At 64.8% G+C, this 18,556-nt stretch carries 17 protein-coding genes; 9 read left to right on the forward strand and 8 right to left on the reverse strand.

What is annotated here, in order from left to right; genetic code table 11:
* Positions 1–315 precede the first annotated feature (315 nt).
* From HV793_RS15845 to HV793_RS15860, 4 genes are all read left to right on the forward strand, one after another.
* Positions 316–828, forward strand: coding sequence for a sigma-70 family RNA polymerase sigma factor (locus HV793_RS15845; RefSeq protein WP_054453792.1), 513 nt, complete (start codon positions 316–318; stop codon positions 826–828).
* Between the two features lie 4 nt (positions 829–832).
* Positions 833–1,843 (forward strand): FecR domain-containing protein, encoded by a 1,011-nt coding sequence (locus HV793_RS15850; protein ID WP_175213488.1) that lies wholly within the window; start codon positions 833–835, stop codon positions 1,841–1,843.
* 101 nt (positions 1,844–1,944) lie between these two features.
* Positions 1,945–4,476, forward strand: a complete 2,532-nt coding sequence (locus HV793_RS15855) for a TonB-dependent siderophore receptor (RefSeq protein ID WP_175213489.1) — start codon at positions 1,945–1,947, stop codon at positions 4,474–4,476.
* Positions 4,476–5,705: a PepSY-associated TM helix domain-containing protein gene (locus HV793_RS15860; RefSeq protein WP_244958652.1), complete on the forward strand. Its 1,230-nt coding sequence runs from the start codon at positions 4,476–4,478 to the stop codon at positions 5,703–5,705. Before HV793_RS15855 ends, HV793_RS15860 begins: the two co-directional genes overlap by 1 nt.
* A 33-nt stretch (positions 5,706–5,738) precedes the next feature.
* Here the strand turns inward: HV793_RS15860 and HV793_RS15865 are convergent, their stop codons facing one another.
* The 5 genes from HV793_RS15865 to HV793_RS15885 form a co-directional block, all read right to left on the reverse strand.
* Positions 5,739–6,380, reverse strand: coding sequence for an MlaC/ttg2D family ABC transporter substrate-binding protein (locus HV793_RS15865; RefSeq protein WP_175213490.1), 642 nt, complete (start codon positions 6,378–6,380; stop codon positions 5,739–5,741).
* 420 nt (positions 6,381–6,800) lie between these two features.
* Positions 6,801–7,640, reverse strand: a complete 840-nt coding sequence (locus HV793_RS15870; protein WP_054453784.1) for a hypothetical protein — start codon at positions 7,638–7,640, stop codon at positions 6,801–6,803.
* A gap of 57 nt (positions 7,641–7,697) precedes the next feature.
* Positions 7,698–8,309, reverse strand: a complete 612-nt coding sequence (locus tag HV793_RS15875) for an LON peptidase substrate-binding domain-containing protein (protein WP_119451942.1) — start codon at positions 8,307–8,309, stop codon at positions 7,698–7,700.
* A gap of 9 nt (positions 8,310–8,318) precedes the next feature.
* Positions 8,319–8,726, reverse strand: a complete 408-nt coding sequence (locus tag HV793_RS15880) for a carboxymuconolactone decarboxylase family protein (RefSeq protein ID WP_054453779.1) — start codon at positions 8,724–8,726, stop codon at positions 8,319–8,321.
* 106 nt (positions 8,727–8,832) lie between these two features.
* On the reverse strand, positions 8,833–9,177 hold the full coding sequence (locus HV793_RS15885; protein ID WP_175213491.1) for a GFA family protein: 345 nt from the start codon (positions 9,175–9,177) through the stop codon (positions 8,833–8,835).
* Between the two features lie 89 nt (positions 9,178–9,266).
* Here HV793_RS15885 and HV793_RS15890 point away from each other — a divergent pair, with 89 nt between their 5' ends.
* Together HV793_RS15890 and HV793_RS15895 are read left to right on the forward strand one after the other, a co-directional pair.
* Positions 9,267–9,695, forward strand: a complete 429-nt coding sequence (locus HV793_RS15890; RefSeq protein ID WP_054453774.1) for a VOC family protein — start codon at positions 9,267–9,269, stop codon at positions 9,693–9,695.
* A 46-nt stretch (positions 9,696–9,741) separates the two neighbouring features.
* The gene (locus HV793_RS15895; protein WP_175213492.1) at positions 9,742–11,181 is read left to right on the forward strand and encodes an MFS transporter; all 1,440 of its coding nucleotides are present in this window, start codon (positions 9,742–9,744) and stop codon (positions 11,179–11,181) included.
* A gap of 63 nt (positions 11,182–11,244) precedes the next feature.
* On the opposite strand, the gene HV793_RS15900 is transcribed toward HV793_RS15895, so the two are convergent.
* Together HV793_RS15900 and HV793_RS15905 are read right to left on the reverse strand one after the other, a co-directional pair.
* Positions 11,245–12,435, reverse strand: coding sequence for a M20 aminoacylase family protein (locus HV793_RS15900; protein ID WP_175213493.1), 1,191 nt, complete (start codon positions 12,433–12,435; stop codon positions 11,245–11,247).
* A gap of 57 nt (positions 12,436–12,492) precedes the next feature.
* Entirely contained in the window at positions 12,493–13,551 is a 1,059-nt protein-coding gene (locus HV793_RS15905) for a Bug family tripartite tricarboxylate transporter substrate binding protein (RefSeq protein ID WP_244958653.1), read from the reverse strand.
* Between the two features lie 140 nt (positions 13,552–13,691).
* On the opposite strand from HV793_RS15905, the gene HV793_RS15910 reads away from it, so the two are divergent.
* Complete coding sequence (locus tag HV793_RS15910; protein ID WP_175213494.1) at positions 13,692–14,405, forward strand: GntR family transcriptional regulator; 714 nt, start codon at positions 13,692–13,694, stop codon at positions 14,403–14,405.
* A gap of 19 nt (positions 14,406–14,424) precedes the next feature.
* Here HV793_RS15910 and HV793_RS15915 read toward each other — a convergent pair whose 3' ends face one another.
* Entirely contained in the window at positions 14,425–15,270 is an 846-nt protein-coding gene (locus HV793_RS15915) for an IclR family transcriptional regulator (RefSeq protein ID WP_054456468.1), read from the reverse strand.
* A gap of 180 nt (positions 15,271–15,450) precedes the next feature.
* Between HV793_RS15915 and HV793_RS15920 the strand changes: the two genes are divergently transcribed.
* Together HV793_RS15920 and HV793_RS15925 are read left to right on the forward strand one after the other, a co-directional pair.
* Positions 15,451–17,088 carry a GMC family oxidoreductase gene (locus tag HV793_RS15920; RefSeq protein WP_175181257.1) on the forward strand — a complete coding sequence of 546 codons (1,638 nt, stop codon included), beginning with the start codon at positions 15,451–15,453 and terminating at the stop codon, positions 17,086–17,088.
* A gap of 86 nt (positions 17,089–17,174) precedes the next feature.
* Positions 17,175–18,515 (forward strand): MFS transporter, encoded by a 1,341-nt coding sequence (locus HV793_RS15925; RefSeq protein WP_175213495.1) that lies wholly within the window; start codon positions 17,175–17,177, stop codon positions 18,513–18,515.
* Positions 18,516–18,556 lie beyond the last annotated feature (41 nt).

Below are 18,556 nucleotides of genomic sequence, written 5' to 3' on the forward strand. Positions count from 1 at the left end.
CAGGACTATCCGCCGCTGGCGTGGGCAACCTTTTCGAGAAAGTTGATCTCGGCCCGCCTCGGACTTCTACGTTGTCGCGTTTGCCGCGAAAGCGGCAATGTGCAGCCAGGCCCCCCATAGCGACAAAAAAATAGAGAACGTGGTCCTTGCGACGCTCCATTTGCGTGCGTTCGCGCGCGAGCCCCGGGTGGCGAAGCCGCCGGCTTGGAACGAGCCCCCGCACCCGTCCGATGGCCGGGTTGCCGAATTGATTAGCTGTCTATGTATAATGCGATCAATTCTCATTTGATTCGTTTGCTTCCACATTCCGTCCTCATGCCAGCCCAGGATCTACCTATAACCGATGATTTGGCGGGACTGTATGTCGAGCACGGCAAGTGGCTTCAGGGATGGCTGCGCAAGCGCGTCGGCGACACTTTCGCGGCAGCCGACCTGGCGCAGGACACTTTTCTAAGCCTGCTGGACCGCAAGACCGCGGCTATCGAGATCCGGGAGCCGCGTCCGTTTCTGGCGACGGTTGCCCGGCGGCTCCTCGCACACCGCCACCGCCGGCAGTTGCTTGAAACCGCTTATCTCGAGGCTCTCGCCTGCCTGCCGGAAGAAGTCGCTCCCTCGCCGGAAGCACAGTTGATGGCCGTCGAGAGCCTGCAGCAGATCGACCGCGTGCTCGATGGCCTGCCTCCCAAGGTTCGAGAAGCCTTTCTGTTGGCGCACCTGGTCGAACTGAGCTACGCCGAAATCGCCGAACGGTTGGGGACTTCGACCAGTTCAGTCAAGCAGTATCTGACCAGGGCCAACCGCGAATGCATGTTCGCGCTGGCGACCTGAATTCATGGCCTCTCATAGAGACACGCTAACCCTGCCTGGCGGCCGCGTCATCAGCCGGGCCACTGCGAACGCTGCGGCGGACTGGCTCACGCTGCTGATGTCCGGGGAGGCTGGCGATGAACAGCAACGCCAATGGCGCCAATGGCGCCAGGCACATGTCGATCATGAGGCCGCTTGGCAACATGTCGAATCTGTCACGGGCCGGATGAAATCACTGGAGCGTGCTCCGGCTTACGCCGCCCTGTCGTCGTACGCCACCACCGATCAGCCCTCCTCCGCCGCCCGCCGGCGGGTCACCCGAATGCTCCTGTGGGGGGGAATGGCCACCAGCGCCGGGTTGCTCGCTTCGCGCACTGACACCTGGCAGGCCCGCACGGCCGACTACCGCAGCAACACGGGTGAGCAACGCGAAGTCACGCTGGACGACGGCACCCGGCTGACGCTGAACACGGATAGCGCGGCAAATGTGCGCTTTGATGCGGACCAGCGCCGAATCTTGCTGATGGCGGGCGAGATCATGGTTGCAACTCGCCACGGGCCGGGGATGGCCGATCCGCGGCCACTTTCGGTAGTGACCGCCGAGGGCAGCATCCGTTCGCTGGGCACACGATTCACTGTACGGCAGCGCGCTGGACAGACCAGTGTGGCGGTTCTGGAAAGCGCTGTGGAAGTCTCTCCCCGCGCCGGCTCCGGCGCGAGTGTGCTGCACGCCGGCCAGCAGACACAGTTCAGCCGCGATGCTGTTGGGGCGCCGCGCGCGATCAATGAGCAGACGGATGCATGGGCGCGGGGTCAGTTGGTGGCTGACGAGCAGCGGCTGGGCGACTTCGCTGCCGAACTGGATCGCTATCGGCGGGGCGTACTGCGCGTCGATCCGCAAATCGCGAATCTGCGGCTTTCGGGTGTCTTTCCATTGGCGGACACGGACAGGATCCTGGCTACGCTGCCCAGCGTGCTGCCGGTACGCGTGCAATGGCGCACCCGTTACTGGGCGACGATCGTACCGGCCGATTGAGGCCCGAAAAAAATTTTTCGAATTGACTGCCCGATTGGCATGTTCGCGGCACCTACCTAGGAAGGACCGGGATTTTCGGAGGTCCAATCCAGAGGAAGAACATGCCGAACCTGCACCGCGCCCACGATTCGGAGCGCCCTTACCCATCGTCTACTGCGCTTGCCGCCCTGACGCTGACCGCCGCCCTCGCGGCCGGCGTTCCGGCCGCCGTGCTGGCGCAAGGCGCCGCGCCTCCCGCGGCAGGGACCGCCGCGGTCGAATTCAGGATTGCCGCCGGGCCGCTGGCGCCCGCTTTGCGTCAGTTGGCCAGCACGGCCAACATCATGTTGACCTTTACCGCCGAGCAAACCCAGGGCAAGCGCACGGCCGGCGTGAGCGGCCGCCATCCCGCCGCGGGCGCGCTGAGCCTTCTGCTTGCCGGCAGCGGCCTGCGGGCCGTGCAACTGGACAATGGCGCGTACGTGCTGCAAGTCGACGAGACGCTCTCGTCCGCTGCGTCCGACGCCGCCACGCTGCCCATGGTTACAGTAACCGGAACATCGGTAGCGGACGGCACTACCGAGGGCACGGACTCGTACACCACCAGCAGCATGGCCACGGCCACCCGGCTCAACCTGTCCATGCGCGAGACACCGCAGTCGGTCACCGTCATTACCAACGAACGCATCAAGGATCAGAACCTGCAGACGATCAACGATGTGGTGCAGGCTGCCCCCGGTCTGACGTACCGGCGCTTCGGCCCGGAGCGCGCCTCCTTTTATGCGCGCGGCATGTATGTGGACAACATCATGTTCGACGGTCTGCCCGTGAGCCTGGACAGCTCCAACCTGTCGCAGGACCTGCTGTCCACCGACATGGCTATTTATGACCGCGTGGAGATCGTGCGTGGCGCCACCGGGCTGGTGCAGGGTGCAGGGAATCCGTCGGCTGCGATCAATCTGGTGCGCAAGCGGCCGACCGATGTGCCGCAGGTATCCGCCGACGTGAGCGCCGGCAGTTGGGACCACTATAGAGCCCAGCTGGACGCCTCTGGTCCGCTATCGGAGGACGGCAGTCTACGCGGCCGCGCCGTGATCGCCACTCAGGACTACGGAAGCTACAAGCGTGGCGAAAACAGCAGCGGCCAGACGTTTTACGGGATCCTGGAAAAGGACTTGACTGCGTCCACCACGCTCACGCTCAGCGCGTTGCACCAAGAGAACAGGTTGCATGGCAATGGCTTTACCGGCTTGCCCGTGGCCCGCGACGGTAGCGATCTGGATCTGCCTCGATCCACCTCATATGCCAATGACTGGGAACATTGGAACAAGAACACCACTTCGGCATTCGTGGGACTCGACCACCGATTCGAAAATGGCTGGCGTACGCATCTCTCGGCCTACTACGCGCAGGCCGAGGTCGACATGCTGGGCCATTACCTCAATTACAACTTCACCACCGCAAAATACCGCCAACTAGGCGCGCGCAACGCCCATACGGAAAAGCAGAGCAGCGTGGACCTGTATGCCAACGGTCCCTTTCAATTGCTTGGCCGCACGCATGAACTGGTACTGGGCGCCAGCTACCGCAACATCGATTTCGACGGCAACAGCCGTCAAGGCGTGGTTCTCTACGACAACCTCGATCTCTACGACTTCGATCCGAGTGCCGTCGCCAATCCCAACATCCCGCTGCGCGACTGGATGGACGCCGACATCACCCAGCAAAGCTTATACGCCACGACCCGCCTGAACCTGGCCGATCGGCTGAAACTGATACTGGGCGGACGGTTGGACTGGTTCGACTACAACGACACCGTCAACACGTATCCCAGCTTTACCGCCAATACGCCATCCGTCAGCGCGCATAACCGATACCGCATCAATAACCAACTGACAAAGTACGCCGGCATCGTCTACGACTTGAACGACCAGCACTCCGTCTACGCCAGCTACACGGACATCTTCAAGCCTCAGAATTACATGGACGCCAGCAACAATCTGCTGGATCCGGTGATCGGTCAAAACTATGAAATCGGTATCAAAGGCGAATACTTCAATGGCGCGCTGAATGCCTCGGCAGCATTGTTCCGCATGGACCAGAAAAACCGCGCCTTCCGCAGCACCGATCAGACCCAATGCGCCGGTTACCCGACTGTCGCCTGCTATTCGGCCGCCGGCGAAGTACGCAGCCAGGGCGTGGAATTCGAATTGCAGGGCGCCATCACCCCCAACTGGCAAGTGAGTCTGGGCTACACGGTAGCCATTGCGCGTTATCGCAAGGATGCGAACCCCGACAATGTGGGCGAGCTGTTCGACACCGACACGCCGCGACACCTGTTCAAGCTGTCGACGATGTACCGGCTGTCTGGCGCTTTGCAAGGCTGGCGCATCGGCGGCTCGGTCTACCGCCAGGGCTCCATTTACAACCAGGGCACCACGAGCGGCGTTCCCTTCCGTATCAGCCAGGACGCCTACACCCTGGCCGACCTGGTATTGGGCTGGCAGGCGACGCCGAAACTGGATGTACAGCTCAACATCAATAATGTCTTTGACAAGAAGTACTACAACGCGCTGTCCGGCAATGTGGGCTTTCCGAGCAATGTCTATGGCGAGCCGCGCAGTGTGACGCTGTCGGCACGCTACCAATTCTGATGCGCGGCGGCATGCGTGGCGCGATGGTGGTGCTGCATCGCTGGTGCGGCCTGTTCATCGCGGGTTTCCTGTTCGTCGCCGGCTTGACCGGCGCGCTGATCGCATGGAATCACGAACTCGACGAGTGGGCTAACCCCAAACTGTACGTGGCCGCCTCCGGTGCGACAGCTAACGCACTAGCTCCCTTGGAGTTGGCGCGCCGGGTCGAGGCGGCTGACCCGCGCCTGCGAGTCAGCTTTGTCCCGCTGACGCTGGAGCCTGGCCACACTGCGATGCTGGGTGTCGCCGCGCGCATCGATCCCGCTACCGCAGCGCCCTACGTCCTCGGCTTCAATCAACTGGCCGTGGATCCTGCCACCGGCCAGGTCCAGGGGCAGCGGCAGTGGGGCCAGATATCGCTGTCGCGCGAGAACTTGCTGCCCTTTCTTTACAAGCTGCACTACACCCTGCACATCCCCAAAGGCTGGGGAATCGAATTCGGGGTGTGGCTGATGGGGGTGGTGTCGGCGGTCTGGATCATCGACAGTTTCCTGGCACTCTGTATCTCATTTCCCAATGTGCGCAGTTGGCGCAAGTCGCTGAGCTTCCGGCTGCGCCAGGGCGGCGTCAAACTCAATTTCGACGTGCATCGCTCGGGTGGCGTATGGGTATGGGGTCTGCTGCTGATGCTGGCCGTGACCTCGGTGTCGCTGAACCTGGGAACGCAAGTGATGCAGCCGCTCGTGTCGGTTTTCTCGCCGATCACGCCCTCGCCATTTCAGTCACGCCAGGGCAGTCGCGAGCGGGAACTGACCGACCCGCTGCTGCGTCGAGAGCAGGCTATCGCCGTAGCCGAGGCCGAAGGCAGCCGTCGAGGCTGGACTGCCCCCGCCGGGTCTCTTTTCTATGCGCAGCGCTTCGGCATTTATGGCGTGACGTTCTACACGCCGGAAGACGACCGGGATGAGAACGGCATGGGGAACAACGTGCTTTATCTGGACGGCGACACCGGTACGATCGTCGGCGAAAGAGTGCCGGGCCAAGGCACCTGGGGCGATGTGTTCATGCAGGCGCAATTGCCGCTGCACTCCGGCCGGCTACTGGGCATGCCGGGGCGCGTGTTGATTTCGTTCATGGGGATTTTTGTTGCGACGCTGAGCGTGACTGGATTGGTGATCTGGGTGCGCAAACGGCGGGGAAAAGGTGCCAGACTGCAATTCCGCAAAGGAAATTCCCTCCCCTCACCATGAGCGCCCATGGTCAGCGGCGAAATACCAGCCAGATCAGCTATCGACTCGCGCGCGAAGCTCTTCCAGCAACTTTTCGATCGAATCAGACTTGATAATGGAACTGAAATTCGAATGATAGACCTGCTGAACGGACATCCCGCTCACATGCATGTCGACCACCTGCCACCTACCATCAATATAAAGAAGTTGAAACGCCATGGTGAACTCGTTGGCCTTCGATTTCGCCGAATAGTAAATGCAGTCTGCTGTTTTCAGCGTGAGGCAGGTGATCTGATACACAGTAGCCGAGCCGGGCTTACTTCGGAACCTCTCCCCATCCTCCAACTCAAACTGCGAGGGCAACGGGTTTTCGAAGGCGCCTTGGAGGGTCCTCATCAGGAACCGGCTATAAAGATCGACGGCTTCTGCCTGCCTTGACGCTGACATTGATCCCCACGCTGGTCCCAATACAACTCGCGTCATGGTCTCGGTTGCTACCAGGCGCTTGAAGGTAGGGCCAGCACGCTGAGCGAACGCTTGCCTGGTCTCCTTCTGCGGGCTCGCTGTAGCTAGAAGTGCCGCTGCAACCTTCTTGGCATCGGCATCCGTTTTCTGAGAGGGCTGCGCGGTTGCACTTCCAGAGAATCCCATCAAGAGAAAGCTCAGCAGCAGAAGTTTCGGAAGCATGTTTTGCATCTTTTTTCATCCATCAGCCGTGGAGAATGCAAGCGTCCTACGCGAGACGCCCGTACTCGATGAAAAAACTGCGGGTCGTGGGACGCGACTGTTTGGCGTTTGCGGCATCCCGGCAGGGTTTTGCAGCGTCGCTGTCAGCCTTCAACTTCGCGCGCTCCGCGATGTAGTCAAGTGCCAGCGTCACTTTCTCGTGATCGCCCTTCATTCATTTTTTAACGAATAGGTTATTCGTGATCGCTGTGCAAGTAACTAGCCCGGAAGGAGCAATCCAATCCTTCCGGGCGATACAGCGGCGCAACCGTAAGCCGAACCGACTTAGCGGCTGGCGCGACTAATCACAGCGACGACGGAAGCTGGCTTTAGGCTGAGCAACGCAAAGCCCACGCTTGGCAAGCCGTTCAGCCTTTCCCAACCAGGCCTTTAGTCATCCCCTCCCCCCGACGCATTCCTCGCCTCCGCCAACGCCACCGTCAAATGCATCACCTTCTTCTTCAACTGATCCCTTTCATCCGTCAGCCGAGTCAGCAACTCCCGTAACCGCGCCACCTCCGCCGGCAAATCCGCAATGTTCTCAATAGGAATATCCGGCACAGCCTCACGCGGTGGCGGCGCTTTAGCCTGGCGGACCTCACGAGCCGCCTGCTGCAATTCCTTCCTGCCGCCAGCCACAGCAGCAGCCTGCCGCTCAGGCGGCAACGTCGCCACAGCCGCCGCGGCATTGATGGAGATAGCCCCATCCTTCACCGCCCGCACCAGTTCCGGCGCCGCGGCCTTCTGTATCTTCTCGATCTGCCCCAGGGTATTGCTGCTGATCCGCGCAGCCCGAGCCAAAGCCTGCCGGCTCAGCGCCTGCGACACGACTGCGGCAGGCAACGGCGGCGGTTCGCCGGAGTCTTCGTCCCAGGGCGGATCGTCGGGCGCGGGCGCAGCCGCGGTGCGCGCCTGCAGGATTTCCTTCTTGCGCAGCGCCAGCACCCCACGCTGGAAATCCGACACGCTACGCCGGCCCAGGTGGTTTTCGATCATCCAGAGGTGCACGTCCTCGATGGATTTGAAGGAGGTGTTCTGGCGGGTTTCGAAGGGGATGCCGTGCTTCATGCACAGGGCATGGCGGTTGTGGCCGTCGACCAGCAGGTCGCCCCATAGCACCAGGGCGTCGCGGCAGCCTTCGGCGAGCAGGCTGCGTTCCAGCGCCTCGCGCTCGTCGTCGGTCAAGGGGTCTATGTAGGCGCGCAGGCCCTCGTCTATCCTGATTTCCATGGTGTCCAAATACGGTTACGCCCAGCCTGGTATCTATACGAGGCCCTGGCATCTTTCCTAAGCCAGCCCCTGCCCCCGCAGCACGTCCTGGATCGCCGCCAGGCGCGCCACCGGGTCGGTCATGGCGAGCAAGGCGGCCTTGTCGTCGGGCGGCAGGGGCAGCAGTTCGCACCAACGGTCGGCGACCCAGCCGCTGTCATCCAGCCGGAACGGCGGGCCCAGGGGCATTCTTTCGGGGGACACGCCATCTTGCTGCCATTGGGCCACCAGGCGTCCTAGCGCGTCGGCGCTGGGCTGCATGGCTGCCGGCACCGGTGCGGGCGGGTCATCGGGGATGGGCTCGGCCTGGCCCATCCAAAGGCCGTATTTTGCCACCTCGCTGGAAAGCAGCCGGAAGCGGCTGGTGCCGACGCAGCGCAGTTCCAGCAGGGCCGGCATGGGCGCGTCCCAGGCGTCGATGCGCGCCATGGTGCCGACGGGGGCCAGGGTCTCCGTGCCTTCCGGCGTGCGGACCTCCTGGCCCGACAAGAGGCCGACCACGCCGAATTCGCTGCCGTCCGCGATGCAGCGGCGGATCATGTCCAGGTAGCGCACCTCGAAGATGCGCAGGTGCAGCACGCCTGCGGGGAACAGCGCGTTGGATAGCGGAAACAGCGGGATCAGAGACATGGCGGCCTCCTATTTCACGATGAATGCCTCGTCGACGGGCACCTGCATGGCGGTGACCAGGGCATTGGTCTGCGCGGCCATGCCTATTACGCCCAGCAGTTCGGCATGCTGGCCGTCGGTCATGCCCTTGGCGCGGGCGGCGGCGGTGTGGGAATGGATGCAGTAGGTGCAGCCGTTGGCGGTGGACACGGCGATGTAGATCATTTCGCGCATCAGGGGAGAGAGTTCGCCGTCCGCCATCATGACTTGCTTGAGCTGGCCCCAGACCCGCTCCAGCTGCGGCGGATCGTTGGCCAGGGCGCGCCAGAAGTTGTTGACGAAATCCGACTTGCGCGTGGCGCGGATGTCTTCGAACACGGCCCAGGCCTGCGGGTTTTTGCGGACGTCGTCGTCGGACAGCAGTTTTACGGTGCTCATGCGGCGCTTCCCTGAAAACTCGTTCAATTCGATGAAAAGACATGTCACGCGCTCGCCATATCGCGCGGCGCGCGCTTGCCCTATGATGTAGCGCGGTTCGCGGCGCTCAGACGCTGCGGCCGTCGTACGGGATGCGGGGCCAGGCGTTCAGATCCACGTTTTCCAGGCAGCGCACGTTTATCGCTGCTGTCTCTTCGCCCTTGGCACCCACGCCGAAGCCGAATGGCGCGCAGCCGCAATTGGCGCAGAAGTGGTGTGAAATCACGTGCTTGTGGAACCGGTAGGTCGACATGGCGCTGGCGGGCGTGGCAAGGCGCACGCTGGCGCGGGGCACGAACCACAGCAGATAGCCTTTGCGGCTGCAGTGCGAGCAATTGCATTCCAGTACCTGGGACGGTTCGCCATCGACTTCGAACGCGATCTGTCCGCAATGGCAGCTTCCTTTCAGCATGGCCGGGCTCCTTTGTACGTGGGGTCAGGCTTCCATCATAGAGCGGCGCCGCCCTCCTGGCACCGTCCGTTCGTCACCCTGGAGACATCATGCCCCAACTATCCGCCTACCTCAGCTTTGACGGCAATTGCGCCGAGGCCATGCACTTCTACGAGCGCGTGCTGGGCGGGCGGATGGAGGCCATGATCCGCTATGCGGACGCCCCGCCCGACGCCGCCATGCCGGTCTTGTCGGACGAAGACGCCGGCCGTATCATGCACGCCCGCCTGGGCCTGGACGAGCAGACCCTGATGGGCAGCGACGCGACCGCCGGGCATCCCTATCCCGGCAAGCAAGGCGTGGCGCTGGCGCTGGCCTATCCCACGGTTTCGGACGCGCAACGCGTCTTCGACCTGCTGGCCGACGGCGGCAGCATCACCATGCCCTTGCAGAAGACCTTCTGGGCCGAGGCCCATGGCTCGCTGATAGACCGTTACGGCACGCGCTGGATGGTCAGTGGCGGGCGCGTTTCCCACTAGAAAAGCAACGCGGCGGATCGAACCGCCATCCACGGAGCAACAACTGATGACGCATGGAATACATGGCAAGCAACGCTGGTGGGCGCTGATGGTGCTTTGCCTGGGCGTGTTGATGATCGTTCTGGACACCACCATCGTGAACGTCGCCCTGCCCTCCATCCGCGAAGACCTGCATTTCACCGAGACCTCGCTGGTGTGGGTGGTGAACGCCTACATGCTGACCTTCGGCGGCTTCCTGCTGCTGGGCGGGCGGTTGGGCGACCTGCTGGGGCACCGCCGCATGTTCCTGGTGGGCCTGGTGGTCTTCACGATTGCCTCGCTGGCCTGTGGCCTGGCGCAGAACCAGGCCCTGCTGATCGGCGCGCGCGCGGCGCAGGGGCTGGGCGGCGCGGTGGTGTCGGCGGTGTCGCTGTCGCTCATCATGAATCTGTTCACCGAAACCGGGGAACGGGCGCGCGCCATGGGCGTGTATGGCTTTGTCTGCGCGGGCGGAGGCAGCATCGGAGTGCTGCTGGGCGGGCTGCTGACCAGCGCGCTGTCCTGGCACTGGATCTTCCTGGTGAACCTGCCCATCGGCGTGGTGGTCTATGCGCTGTGCCTGCGGCTGATTCCGGCCGCACCGCCTGCCGCCGCCGGCGCCCGGCTGGACGTGGCCGGCGCGCTGAGCGTCACCGCCTCGCTGATGCTGGCGGTGTATGCGGTGGTCAACGGCAACGAGGCCGGCTGGACCTCGACGCAGTCGTTGACCCTGTTGGGCGCGGCAGCCGCGCTGATGGCGCTGTTCCTGACGATCGAAGCGCGGGTGGAATCCCCGCTGATGCCGCTGGGGCTGTTCCGCCTGCGCAACGTGGCCACGGCCAACGTCGTCGGCGTGCTGTGGGCCGCGGCCATGTTCGCGTGGTTCTTCGTGTCGGCGCTGTACATGCAGCTGGTGCTGGGCTACAGCCCCATGGAGGTCGGCCTGGCCTTTCTGCCGGCCAATCTCATCATGGCGGCGTTCTCGCTGGGGCTGTCGGCCAAGCTGGTGATGCGCTTTGGTATCCGCGGGCCGTTGGCCACGGGTTTGTTCATTGCCGCGCTGGGGCTGGCCTTGTTCGCGCGCGCGCCGGCGGACGGCAGCTTCGCCGTCGATGTCCTGCCAGCCATGCTGCTGCTGGGCCTGGGCGCGGGCGTGGCCTTCAACCCGATGCTGCTGGCCGCGATGAGCGATGTGGAGCCCAGCCAGTCCGGCCTGGCTTCTGGGGTGGTGAACACGGCTTTCATGATGGGCGGCGCGCTAGGTCTGGCGGTGCTGGCCAGCCTGGCCGCAGCGCGTACCGCGGGGTTGGCAGCGGCTGGCGCGGCGCCGACCCTGGCGCTGAATGGCGGCTATCAGCTGACCTTCCTGGCGGGCGCCCTGATTGCAGGGCTGGCCGCTGCGCTCAGCGCGCTGCTGGTGCGCACACGTAACCACGAACTGTCGGTCCAGGCCGGTTCGTCGCACTGACACGGGATAGTCGCGGCGCGCGGGCGGCAGGCGCTGTCCTGTCCGCCCGCGCCGCCATTGCCGCTACTTGCGCGGCATCCAGTTCTCAGCCAGCTTCACGAAGGCGCTCGCGCCGATCGGCAGCAATGCGTCGTTGAAGTCATAGCTGGTGTTGTGGACCAGGCACGGGCCTTCGCCGTGGCCGGGTTCACGGTGGTCGCCTTCGCCGTTGCCGATGAAGCAATAGCTGCCGGGCACCTCTTCCAGCATGAAGGAAAAGTCCTCGGCCGCCATGATGGGCGCCTGCACCAGCACGCGCTCCTGCCCTACCACCTGGGTCAGCGCGTTGCGCATGAAGGCGGTCTCGGCCTCGTGGTTGATGGTCGACGGATAGTGCCGCGTGAAGACGAATTCGCATTGCGCGCCGAACATGCCGGCCACGTGCTGCGCGATCTCGCCCATGCGGCGCTCGATCAGGTCCAGGGTTTCGCGGGTATAGGCGCGCACCGTGCCGCGCAGTTCGCAGGTGTCGGGGATGACGTTGACTACGCCGCCCGCCTGCACCGTCGTCACCGAGATGACCGCTGTCTCCAGTGGCTTCTTGTTGCGGCTGATGATGGTCTGGAAGGCCTCGATCATCTGCGCTGCCGCGGGTATGGGATCGATGGACAGGTGCGGCATGGCCGCGTGGCCGCCCTTGCCGCGCACGGTCACGTGGAATTCGCTGTTGGACGCCAGCACCGGCCCCGCGGACGAGGCGAAGCAGCCCACCGGAATGCCGGGCATGTTGTGCATGCCGAAGACCGCTTCCATGGGGAATTTCTCGAACAGGCCGTCGCGCATCATCTCGCGCGCGCCGCCGCCGCGCTCTTCGGCGGGCTGGAAGATCAGGTACACGGTGCCGTCGAAGTTGCGATGACGCGCCAGATGCTGGGCCGCGCCCAGCAGCATGGCGGTATGGCCGTCATGGCCGCAGGCGTGCATCACGCCGGGATGCTTGCTGGCGTGGCTGAACTGGTTGACCTCGTGCATGGGCAACGCGTCCATGTCGGCGCGCAGGCCCAGCGTACGCCCGGAGTCGCCATTGCGGATCACGCCCACCAGGCCGGTCTTGCCGAAGCCGCGATGCACCGAGATGCCCCAGCTTTCCAGCAGCTGGGCCACCAGGTCGGAGGTGCGGTTCTCTTCGAACGCCAGTTCCGGATGCGCATGGATGTCCCTGCGGATGTCGCGGATGGACGGGGAGTTTTCAACAATCTCTTCGATCAGGTTCATAAGCTGCTGCGGGCCCCGCAAGCGGAGCCCCGAATACCAGGGTTGGAAGTAGGAAGTTCAATCGGGCTTGATGCCCAGCTTGCGCAGCACGGGACCGGAAGTGTCCCGCTCGGTTGCAACGCGCTGGGCGAAGGCCGCCGCCGCCAGATGGTACGGCAAGGAGCCGTGGCTGGCGTACATCTGCTTGAGCGCGCCGTCCTGCTGCGCGCGGCCGATTTCTTCGTTGAGCCGCTGCACGATGGCGTCCGGCGTGCCGGCGCGCGCGGCCACGCCCAGCCACACCGCGCCCTCGAAGCCGCGGAAGTTGCTGGCGGCCAGCGTGGGCGTCTTGCCGAAGGCAGCGTCGGGCACGGTCTCGCTCATTGCCAGCGCGCGCAGGCGGCCGTCCTTGACCATGGGCTCGACCAGCGCGGTGCCGGCGAAATAGATTTCGGTATCGCCCGCCAGCACCGAATTCAGCGCGGCAGTGCCGGTTTTGAATGGGACGTGCAGGATGTCCACGCCTGCCTGTTCACGCAGCATTTCGAACAGCACGTGGGGCGGGCTGCCGTTGCCCGAGGACGCGTAGTTCAGGCGGCCAGGCTTCTGGCGCGCCAGCGCCAGCAGTTGATCCAGGGATTTGGCCTCCAATTTGTCGTTGACGGTCAATGCCATGGGGATGACCGCCAGCGGGCTGACCGGCTGCAGGTCGCGCGCCGGATCGTAGGTCAGGGCCGGAAAAATGTAGGGGTTCCACACCAGGTGCGCGTTGGTGACCAGGGCCAGCGTGTGGCCGTCGGCCGGCGCGGACTTGAGCTGCTGCATGGCCAGCATGCCGCCGGCGCCGGGTTTGTTTTCGACCACGACGGGCTGGCCCAGGGCGCGGTGCAGGCGTTCGGCCAAGGGCCGCGCGAACAGGTCCGGCAGGCTGCCAGGACCGCCATTGACCAGCAGGGTCACCGGCCGCGACGGCCAGGTTTCCGCGCTGGCTGCAGGGCCGGCAACCAGTGCGGCCACCGCCGCCACGCAGGCCGCAACATGACGCAGAACCGGGCGCAACAAGGGCCGCCGGGCGGATGTTTCGGGCAGGTTGCGGGTGCGCGGGCCGGTGCGCCGGACGTCGTGTAGCCGTATCACTGTGCTTGTCTCCTGGGCGCGCCAGCCGCCGGCTGATTACCGGTCGTGGTCTCGACGCTTTTTTCTACGATAAGCAGCATAAATCTCGGCGTCAATAATTTTTATCGAGATTTTTTAAGGCCAGTGATAAAGTAGCTCCCATGTCAGACGGCGCCACCCTCCCCCCGCTTGCCCATTCCGCCTCGGCCAACACCCTGGTCGGCGCGGCCTATGTCAACCTGCGCCGCGACATCATCCAGGGCGTGCATCCGCCGGGCTCGCGCCTGCGGGTCGAACACCTGAAGGACGATTACGGCGTGGGCGCGGGCACGTTGCGCGAAGCGCTGGCGCTGCTGGTGTCCGACGCGCTGGTCATCGCGCAAGGACAGCGCGGCTTTCACGTCACGCCGATTTCGCTGGAAGACTTCCGCGACATCACCGAGAACCGCGTGCTGCTGGAAACCCAGGCCCTGCGCCAGTCCATCGCCCTGGGCGACGACGACTGGGAAAGCGCCGTGCTGGCCGCCTTCCACCGTCTGAGCAAGGCCGAACAGCGCCTTGCAGCCGACCCCGATACCCGCTTTGAAGAGTGGGAACAGCGCAATCGCGAGTTCCACCGCGAACTGATCCGCGCCTGTCCGTCGCGCTGGCTGCATCATTTCCTGGGCATCCTGTACCAGCAGGCCGAGCGCTACCGCCGCCTGACCGTCACGCGCAAGCCCATCGCGCGCGACCTGGACGACGAACACAAAGGCATCCTGGACGCCACGCTGGCGCGCGATGCGGACCGCGCCTGTGAACTGCTGGCCGCCCACATCCGCCTGACCTACGAGGCCGTGGCGCGCCTGCCGCCAGACCTGTTCACGCCCGATTGAAAACCCGCAGGCCGGGCCGCTACGTCGCGCCAGTTCGGTGCTGCGCCAGCACGTCGTGCATGGCCCGCGCGGCGCGCTCCAGCACCGGCACCGCGCGCAGCAGCTCGTCCAGCATGACGCGCGCCGTCGGCGCATGGCAGGCCACGGCCGCCACCACGCGGTCGTCCGCGTCGCGCACCGGCACTGCCACGGCGCTCATGCCGCGCACGAATTCCTCGTTGTCGATGCCAATGCCGCGCGCAGCCAGCCGTTCGAGTTCTTCTTCCAGCCTGGCCGGGTCTGTCAGCGTGCGCGGCGTGTTGCGCGTGAGCGGCAGGCGCGCCAGCACCCGCCCGCGCTCCAGCCGATTCATGGACGCCAGGAACAACTTGCCGCTGGCGGTGCAGTGCATGGGCACGTGGCTGCCCACCGCGAAGAACAGGCGCAGCGGTTCCTCCGTTTCCACGCGTTCCATGTAGATCACGCGGTCGCCGTCGGGCGCGGTCAGGTTGCAGGTTTCGCCCAGGGTGCCGACCAGCTGGGCCAGCACGGCTCGGCAGGCGCGCGTGAAGGCCGAGGCGCGCAGAGTTGCCAGGGCCAGGGTTGCTGCCTGCGGTCCCGGCACGAAGCCGTTCTCGGTGGGCGTGGCGGCCACGAAGCCGGCGCGCTGCATGGCCGCCAGCAGGCGCATCAAGGTGGTCTTGGGCATGTCCAGCCGCTGCGCCAGTTGCGCCAGCGTGGGCGGATGCTGGGCGCGCGCCAGGTGGTCCAGCACCACCAGCGCCCGCAGCGAACGCGCGGCCTCTTGATGGGTGGCGGCGTCGTCGGCCTGCTGCGCCGATGCTGCACCGCGATTTTGAAACTGAATCTGCATATTCTGTTCCACTTTTCCGCCCCTGCGCCTGTTGTGCTTTGCTCTGCGCGCGCGCTTCCTAGAATCGCCTCAAATGCCGCAGCGCCCAGGCGCCGGCATCGATCCAGTATATAAGTGCGCCCCACAACGACAAGCAGGGTTAACGCGCCGTAGGCTTGGCGCCGCGCCCTGCTGCAGGGAGAGCTTGCGGACATGTCCGATACCGTGGATTACATCGTGGTTGGCGCCGGCTCGGCCGGATGCGTGATGGCCAACCGGCTGAGCGCCAGCGGCGCGCACAGCGTCTGCCTGCTGGAAGCCGGCCCCAAGGACAGCAACCCGTGGATACACATCCCCATCGGCTACGGCAAGACGATGTTCCACAAGGTCTTGAACTGGGGCTACTACACCGACCCCGATCCCGGCATGCTGGACCGGCGCATCTATTGGCCGCGCGGGCGCACGCTGGGCGGCTCCAGCTCCATCAACGGCCTGATCTACATCCGCGGCCAGCGGCAGGACTACGACGCCTGGGCCGCCGCCGGCAATCCCGGCTGGAGCTGGGACGAATGCCTGCCCTACTTCCGCAAGCTCGAGAACAATGACCTCGGCCCCGGCCCCACGCGCGGCACCGAGGGCATGCTCAACGCCACCTCGATCAAGACGGCGCATCCGCTGGTGGAAGCGTTGATAGGCGCCGCGCAAAAGCTGGGCCTGCCGCATGTGCAGGACTTCAATACCGGCGACCAGGAAGGCGTGGGCTACTACCAGCTCACCACACGCAACGGCCGCCGTTGCTCAACCGCCGTGGCCTACCTGCGTCCCGCGCAGGACCGCAGCAATCTGCGCGTGGAAACCGACGCACACGCCATGGCCGTACTGTTCGAAGGCACGCGCGCCTGCGGCGTGCGCTACCGGCGCGACGGCCAGGTGCATACCGTTCGCGCCCGCCGCGAAGTGGTGCTGTGCGCCGGCGCCCTGCAATCGCCGCAGCTGCTGCAGCTGTCCGGCGTCGGACCCGCAGCCCTGCTGCGCCGGTTCGGCATCGGCGTGGTGCGCGACCTGCCGGGCGTGGGCGAAAACCTGCAGGACCATCTGCAGATCCGCCTGATCTACGAGACCACCCGCCCCATCACCACCAACGACCAGTTGCGCAGCCTGACGGGCCGCGCCCGCATGGGCCTGGAATGGCTGCTGTTCCGCGGCGGGCCGCTGGCGGTCGGCATCAACCAGGGCGGCGTGTTCTGCCGGGTAGACCCGGCCAGCCGCACGCCCGACACGCAGTTCCATTTCGCCACGTTGTCGGCGGACATGGCGGGCGGCAAGGTGCATCCGTTCTCGGGCTGCACCTATTCGGTGTGCCAGCTGCGGCCCACGTCGCGCGGCCGGGTCCAGCTGCGCAGCGCGGATCCCTTCGAGGCGCCGTCCATGCAGCCGAACTACCTGTCCACCGAACTGGACCGCCACATGGCCGTGGCGGCGGTGAAGTATGCGCGCAGGCTCGCCGCCACCGAACCGCTGGCAGGCCTGATGAAGCGCGAATTCCGCCCCGGGCCGGACGTGCGCACGGACGACGAGATTCTGCACTTCTGCCGTGAATACGGCGCCACGATCTTCCACCCGTCCGGCACCGCCAGGATGGGGCCGTCCAGCGACCCGATGGCCGTGGTGGACGAACGCCTGCGCGTACACGGCGTGGCGGGGCTGCGCGTGGTGGACTGCTCGATCATGCCGACGCTGGTGTCGGGCAACACCAACGTCCCCGTGGTGATGCTGGCCGAACGCGCGGCCGAATTCATGTTGCAGGACCTCAGGCAAGCGCAGCCGCAGGCGCTGCGCGTCGCCGCCTGAATCGGAGATGACGGACCCCGGATAGCAGAACCCCAAGGCGCAGGACAACGCAGATTGCCCCACCGCCCCACCAAAGGAGACTAGACATGGCCAAGCAAAACGAAGCCGCGGTGCGCAAAGTCGTCGCCGCGTCGCTGATCGGCGCCACCATCGAGTGGTACGACTTTTTCCTGTACGGCGTCGTCGCGGGCATCGTGTTCAACAAGCTGTACTTCCCTACCGGCGACCCGCTGGTCTCGACCATGCTGGCCTATACCACCTTTGCCGTCGGCTTCGTCACGCGACCGCTGGGCGGGCTGATCTTCGGCCACTTCGGCGACCGCATCGGCAGAAAGAGCATGCTGGTGATGACGCTGATGATCATGGGGATCGCCACCTTCCTGATCGGCCTGGTGCCCACCTACGACAGCATCGGCATCTGGGCGCCGATCCTGTTGCTCTTGCTGCGGGTGTTCCAGGGCATAGGCCTGGGCGGCGAATGGGGCGGCGCGGTGCTTATGGCCTACGAATACGCGCCGCCGGGCAAAAAAGGCTTTTATGCCTCGCTGCCGCAGATCGGCCTGGCCATCGGCCTGTGCCTGGCCTCGGGCACGGTGGCGCTGCTGTCCACCCTGCTGACGGACGCGCAGTTCATGGCCTGGGGCTGGCGCATCGCCTTCCTGGCGTCGGCCGCCATGGTGCTGGTGGGCATGTACATCCGCCTGAACATCAAGGAAACGCCCGAGTTCGCGGCGGTCAAGGCCAACAACGCCGAAAGCCGCATTCCGTTCTTCGACATGCTGAAGCGCTATCCGGGCAATGTCTTCAAGGGCATGGGCGCGCGCTATATCGACGGCGTGTTCTTCAACGTGTTCGGCGTGTTCTCGATCTCGTACCTGACGCAGACGGTGCAGATCAGCCGGACCGAAGCGCTGATCGGGGTGATGGCCGCGGCCCTCGTGATGTGCTTTTTCATTCCTTTCTTCGGCCGGCTGTCCGACAAGATCGGCCGCACGCGGGTTTACTTCTGGGGTTCGCTCATCACCGCGGCGGCGTCATTCCCGGGCTTCTGGCTGATGCTCAACAGCCAGGGCAGCGTGATGTTGATCTGGCTGGCGATCATCATTCCGTTCGGCATCCTGTACGCGGCGGTGTATGGGCCGGAGGCGGCGCTGTTCTGCGAACTGTTCGACGCCAAGGTGCGCTACACGGGGATTTCCTTCGTCTACCAGTTCTCGGGCATCTTCGCCTCGGGCATCACGCCCATCATTGCGACCGCGCTGTTGAAGACGGGCGGCGGCCAGCCTTGGCTGATCTGCCTGTACGTGCTGTTCGCGGGGGTGGTGTCGGCGATCTGCGCCATGCTGATCGGGCGTGGCGTGCAACCGGCTGAATTGGAAGCGGCGGCGCAGCCTGCCATGCCGCGCGGGGGATTGGGCAAGGCTTGAACGTAAGAGCGCCGGCCACATGGACCGGCGCGCTTTTCCCC

It is taken from the genome of Achromobacter aegrifaciens, assembly GCF_902859965.1.
GTDB lineage: Bacteria > Pseudomonadota > Gammaproteobacteria > Burkholderiales > Burkholderiaceae_B > Achromobacter > Achromobacter aegrifaciens.

Bases quoted from the DNA above. Each gene is read 5' to 3' on its own strand.
- HV793_RS15845 (WP_054453792.1), top strand. From the start codon at position 316: ATGCCAGCCCAGGATCTACCTATAACCGATGATTTGGCGGGACTGTAT.
- HV793_RS15850 (WP_175213488.1), top strand. From the start codon at position 833: ATGGCCTCTCATAGAGACACGCTAACCCTGCCTGGCGGCCGCGTCATC.
- HV793_RS15855 (WP_175213489.1), top strand. From the start codon at position 1,945: ATGCCGAACCTGCACCGCGCCCACGATTCGGAGCGCCCTTACCCATCG.
- HV793_RS15860 (WP_244958652.1), top strand. From the start codon at position 4,476: ATGCGCGGCGGCATGCGTGGCGCGATGGTGGTGCTGCATCGCTGGTGC.
- HV793_RS15865 (WP_175213490.1), bottom strand. From the start codon at position 6,380: ATGCAAAACATGCTTCCGAAACTTCTGCTGCTGAGCTTTCTCTTGATG.
- HV793_RS15870 (WP_054453784.1), bottom strand. From the start codon at position 7,640: ATGGAAATCAGGATAGACGAGGGCCTGCGCGCCTACATAGACCCCTTG.
- HV793_RS15875 (WP_119451942.1), bottom strand. From the start codon at position 8,309: ATGTCTCTGATCCCGCTGTTTCCGCTATCCAACGCGCTGTTCCCCGCA.
- HV793_RS15880 (WP_054453779.1), bottom strand. From the start codon at position 8,726: ATGAGCACCGTAAAACTGCTGTCCGACGACGACGTCCGCAAAAACCCG.
- HV793_RS15885 (WP_175213491.1), bottom strand. From the start codon at position 9,177: ATGCTGAAAGGAAGCTGCCATTGCGGACAGATCGCGTTCGAAGTCGAT.
- HV793_RS15890 (WP_054453774.1), top strand. From the start codon at position 9,267: ATGCCCCAACTATCCGCCTACCTCAGCTTTGACGGCAATTGCGCCGAG.
- HV793_RS15895 (WP_175213492.1), top strand. From the start codon at position 9,742: ATGACGCATGGAATACATGGCAAGCAACGCTGGTGGGCGCTGATGGTG.
- HV793_RS15900 (WP_175213493.1), bottom strand. From the start codon at position 12,435: ATGAACCTGATCGAAGAGATTGTTGAAAACTCCCCGTCCATCCGCGAC.
- HV793_RS15910 (WP_175213494.1), top strand. From the start codon at position 13,692: ATGTCAGACGGCGCCACCCTCCCCCCGCTTGCCCATTCCGCCTCGGCC.
- HV793_RS15920 (WP_175181257.1), top strand. From the start codon at position 15,451: ATGTCCGATACCGTGGATTACATCGTGGTTGGCGCCGGCTCGGCCGGA.
- HV793_RS15925 (WP_175213495.1), top strand. From the start codon at position 17,175: ATGGCCAAGCAAAACGAAGCCGCGGTGCGCAAAGTCGTCGCCGCGTCG.